Source organism: Actinoplanes sp. NPDC051633 (assembly GCF_040681735.1).
Taxonomy (GTDB): Bacteria; Actinomycetota; Actinomycetes; order Mycobacteriales; family Micromonosporaceae; genus Actinoplanes.
Genome location: NZ_JBFAZH010000716.1, coordinates 1 through 4,077, shown reverse-complemented (window position 1 = coordinate 4,077; position 4,077 = coordinate 1). Strand labels below are relative to the sequence as shown.

Sequence of the window (4,077 nt, the reverse complement as noted above, 5' to 3'; positions counted from 1 at the left end):
GCGACGTGCGGACCGGCACGCTGAGCCCAGCCCGTTGCATCAACGGGCTGGTGCCGGTGATCCTGCCCGGCCTGCCCGCCGAGCACGCCGCCGCGATCGTTGCCGAGGCCTCGTCGCACCGCTTCGGCATGCCGGACCAGACCGGCCTACCCCTGCCCAGCTACGACCGCACGGCGCCCGATTTCGACCCGCTCCGGTATTGGCGCGGGCCGATCTGGACCAACGCCAACTGGCTCCTGCGCCGCGGCCTGCAGCAGCACGGGTACCACGACCAGGCGGAGGACCTGCGGGCGGCGATGCTGCGGATGGTGCACCGCTCGGGCTTCTACGAGTATTTCCACCCGGACAACGGCGAGGGCATCGGCGCGCCGACCTTCAGCTGGACCGCGGCGCTGACCCTCGACATGCTGGCCGACCGGTCAACCCCGGCATACGAGACCGCGGCCGCTATATCCGCTCGGATGTGATCAGCGTGTCGCGGCCGTGGCCCGTGTGGACGACCGTCGCACCGGGCAGCGTGAACAGCCGCTCCCTGATCGACCGCACGATGGTGTCGTAGTCGCTGTAGGACCGCCCGGTCGCGCCCGGCCCGCCGTGGAACAGCGTGTCACCGGTGAACACGCAACCCAGGTCGGCCGAGTAGAAGCAGACCGCGCCCGGGCTGTGCCCCGGCGTGTGCAGCACGGTCAGCCCGGCGATCTCCTGCCCATCGGCCAGCGGCTGCGGCATCGGCACGTCCGGGTGCGTCAGCTTCCACAGCGGCTCCTCCGCGGGATGCAGATGAAGCGGCGCTCCGGTCGCCTCGGCGAGCGCCGGCGCGACCCGCACGTGATCGTCGTGGGCGTGGGTGAGCAGGATCGCCTCGACCCGCCGGCCGCCGACCACGGCGAGGATCGCCGCCACGTCGTGCGGCGCGTCGATCACCACGCACGACTCGTCATCACCCACCACCCAGACGTTGTTGTCCACGTCGAAGGTCTGCCCGTCCAGCGAGAAGGTGCCGCTGGTGACGCCGTGGTCGACCCGGGCGGCCATCAGAAGATCACGACCGAGCGCAGCACGCCGCCGGTGTGCATCTTGGCGAACGCGTCCTCGACCTGGTCGAGCTGGATCTCCTCGGTCACGAACGCGTCCAGGTCGACCCGGCCCTGCAGGTAGAGCTCGGTCAGCATGGGGAAGTCGCGGGTCGGCAGGCAGTCGCCGTACCAGCTGCTCTTCAGCGCGCCCCCGCGCCCGAAGACGTCCAGCAGCGGCAGCTCGATGGTCATCTCCGGCGTCGGCACGCCCACCAGCACGACGGTGCCGGCCAGGTCGCGAGCGTAGAAGGCCTGCTTGTACGTCTCCGGACGGCCGACGGCCTCCACCACGACGTCGGCGCCGAAGCCACCGGTGAGCCCCTGGACCGCCTCGACCACATCGGTGCCGCGTGCGTTCACCGTGTGCGTGGCGCCGAAGCGACGGGCCCACTCCAGCTTCTGGTCGTCGGTGTCGATCGCGATGATCGTGGTCGCGCCGGCCAGGGCCGCACCCACGATCGCGCCGTCACCGACCCCGCCGCAGCCGATCACGGCGACCGAGTCGCCCCGGGTCACGCCGCCGGTGTTGATCGCCGCGCCGATGCCCGCCATCACGCCGCAGCCGAGCAGCCCGACCGCAGCCGGCCGCGCCCGCGGATCGACCTTGGTGCACTGACCGGCGTGCACCAGCGTCTTCTCCACGAAGGCGCCGATGCCGAGCGCCGGGGACAGCTCGGTGCCGTCGGTGAGCGTCATCTTCTGCGTCGCGTTGTGGGTGGCGAAGCAATACCACGGCTTGCCCTTGTGACAGGCCCGGCAGTTGCCGCAGACGGCACGCCAGTTGAGCACCACGAAGTCGCCCGGCGCGACGTCGGTCACGCCGGCGCCGACCGACTCGACCACGCCGGCCGCCTCGTGTCCCAGCAGGAACGGATAGTCGTCGTTGATGCCGCCCTCGCGATAGTGCAGGTCGGTGTGGCAGACCCCGCAGGCCTGCACCTTGACCACCGCCTCACCCGGACCCGGGTCCGGCACGACGATCGTGGTCACCTCGACCGGCGCCTTCTTCGATCGGGAGATGACTCCCTGCACCTGCTGACTCACGGCAGACCTTCTTTCCTTGCTCATGCGGGCCTACGCATCCTGACATGTATTGCTGCGACGGCCGGAAGTTATCCACAGGCAACGCCCAGGGGTACGCGCCGACGCCCGCTCCCCCATAAGTTGGTCCTCGTGAAGCAACGCCTCCTCGCCCTGCTGGCCCTGGCCGTCGTGGTGCTCTCCCCCTCGCCCGCGCTGGCCGACCAGCCCCAGCGGCTCGCCACTCAGGTCGTCGACGACGCCGGTGCCCTCGGCAGCGGGCGGGCGGGCGCCGAGGCGGCCCTCTCCAGGCTGCAGAACGAGACCGGCATCCAGCTGTGGGTGGTGTTCGTCCGATCGTTCGACGGCATCCCGGCGCAGCAGTGGACCGACGAGACGGCCGCGCTGAGCGATCTCGGCGATCGTGACGCGCTGCTGGCGGTGGCGACGGCGGATCGGGCGTATGCGTATTCGTTCCCCGACGACGCCCGTCTCTCCGACAACGAGCTGGCCGATGTGGCCGCCGAGCGGATCGAGCCGGCGCTGGGCGGCAACGACTGGGCGGGCGCCGTGGTGGCCGGCGCCGACGGCTATCGCGAGGCGGTCAAGTCGTCCGGCTCGGCGGTGTTCGTCTGGATCGCGATCGCCTTCATCGTGGTGGTCGCCGCGATCATCTGGTTCGTCGCGCGCCGGCGCCGGGCCGCGGCGGAGGTCGCCGCGGCGCGGACCTCCGAGAACTGGCCGGTGACCCCGGCCGGGCCGTCGCTCGAGGAGCTCGACACGCAGGCGAACGCACTGCTCCTCGAGCTCGACGACGACCTGCGGGCGAGCGAGCGGGAGCTGGCGATCGCAACCGGGCAGTACGGTGCCGCGGCGACCGAACGCTTCACCGCCGCCCTCGAGTCGTCGCGGCAGGACGTGGCCGAGGCATTCCGGCTGCGGGCGGAGCTCGACCAGGAGCCGCCGCCTCCGCTCGCCGAGCGCCGCAAGATCCTCACCAGGATCGTCGAGCTGTGCCAGGGCGCGGACAAGCGGCTGGACGACGAGTCGGACGCCTTCGACGAGCTGCGCGACCTGGAGAGCAAGGCGGCGGAGGTCGCCGACGAGGCGGACCGGCGGCGAGCCGAGGTGGAGGCGTCGCTGCCGGCCGCCCAGGCCGCCCTGCACGATCTGACGTCGCGGTACGCGGGCCCACCGGTCACCGCCGTGGCCACCAACGTCGACCAGGCCCGGGAGCGGCTGGCCTTCACCGCCTCGGCGCTGACCCGGGCCCGCGCGGCCCTCGGCGAGTCACCACCCGACAACCCGGAGGCCGCCCTCGCCGTCCGGGCCGCCGAGCAGGCCGTCGACCAGGCCGGTCAGCTCGTCGCGGCCGTGCACCAGGCGGTCACCGATCTCGACGCCGCACGCAAGGCCTCCGATGCGCTGATCCTCGAGGTCGAGGCGGAGATCGCCGCGGGCCGCGCGACGCTGGCCTCCACCACACCACCGCCGGCCGACCTGGCCGAGGCGGCCCGCTCGGCCGAGCAGGTGCTGATCGAGGCCCGGGCCGAGCTGGCCGGCCCGGCGAGCGACCCGATCGGGCTGGCGGCCCGGCTCCAGGCGGCCGACGCCGCGCTCGACCGCTCGCTGGCCGAGGCGCGCGACACGGCCGAGCGGGCCGCCCGGGCCCGCAGCCTGCTGGCCCAGGCGCTGCCGGTGGCCCGGTCCGAGGTGGCCGCGGCGAACAGCTTCGTCACCACCCGGCGGGGCGCGGTCACCACCAGCGCGCGCAGCACGCTCGCCGAGGCGGAGCGGCACCTGTCGCTGGCCGAGAGCCTGTCGGCGTCGGACCCGGTGACCGCGGTGACCGAGGCCCAGCTGGCGCAGCGCCTCGCGACGAACGCCGGCCGGCTGGCGCGGTCCGACGTGCAGACCTACAGCAGCAGTTACGAGCCCGCGGTGGCCGAGGACGACTCGCTGCTCGGCGCTCTCCTCGGTG

The 4,077-nt window shown here is 72.8% G+C and carries 3 protein-coding genes and 1 pseudogene; 2 read left to right on the top strand and 2 right to left on the bottom strand.

The window, feature by feature from the left end:
* A pseudogene (locus AB0M20_RS30475) lies at positions 1-467 on the top strand (hypothetical protein); the annotation flags it as partial.
* Here AB0M20_RS30475 and AB0M20_RS30470 read toward each other — a convergent pair.
* Together AB0M20_RS30470 and AB0M20_RS30465 are read right to left on the bottom strand one after the other, a co-directional pair.
* Positions 448-1,035, bottom strand: a complete 588-nt coding sequence (locus AB0M20_RS30470; RefSeq protein WP_364303772.1) for an MBL fold metallo-hydrolase — start codon at positions 1,033-1,035, stop codon at positions 448-450. The pseudogene AB0M20_RS30475 and the gene AB0M20_RS30470 sit on opposite strands and share 20 nt — an antisense overlap.
* Positions 1,035-2,120 (bottom strand): S-(hydroxymethyl)mycothiol dehydrogenase, encoded by a 1,086-nt coding sequence (locus AB0M20_RS30465; protein ID WP_364303771.1) that lies wholly within the window; start codon positions 2,118-2,120, stop codon positions 1,035-1,037. The genes AB0M20_RS30470 and AB0M20_RS30465 overlap by 1 nt, the downstream gene beginning before the upstream one ends.
* A gap of 129 nt (positions 2,121-2,249) precedes the next feature.
* Here AB0M20_RS30465 and AB0M20_RS30460 point away from each other — a divergent pair.
* On the top strand, positions 2,250-4,077 hold a 1,828-nt coding region (locus AB0M20_RS30460; RefSeq protein WP_364303770.1), incomplete at its 3' end, for a TPM domain-containing protein.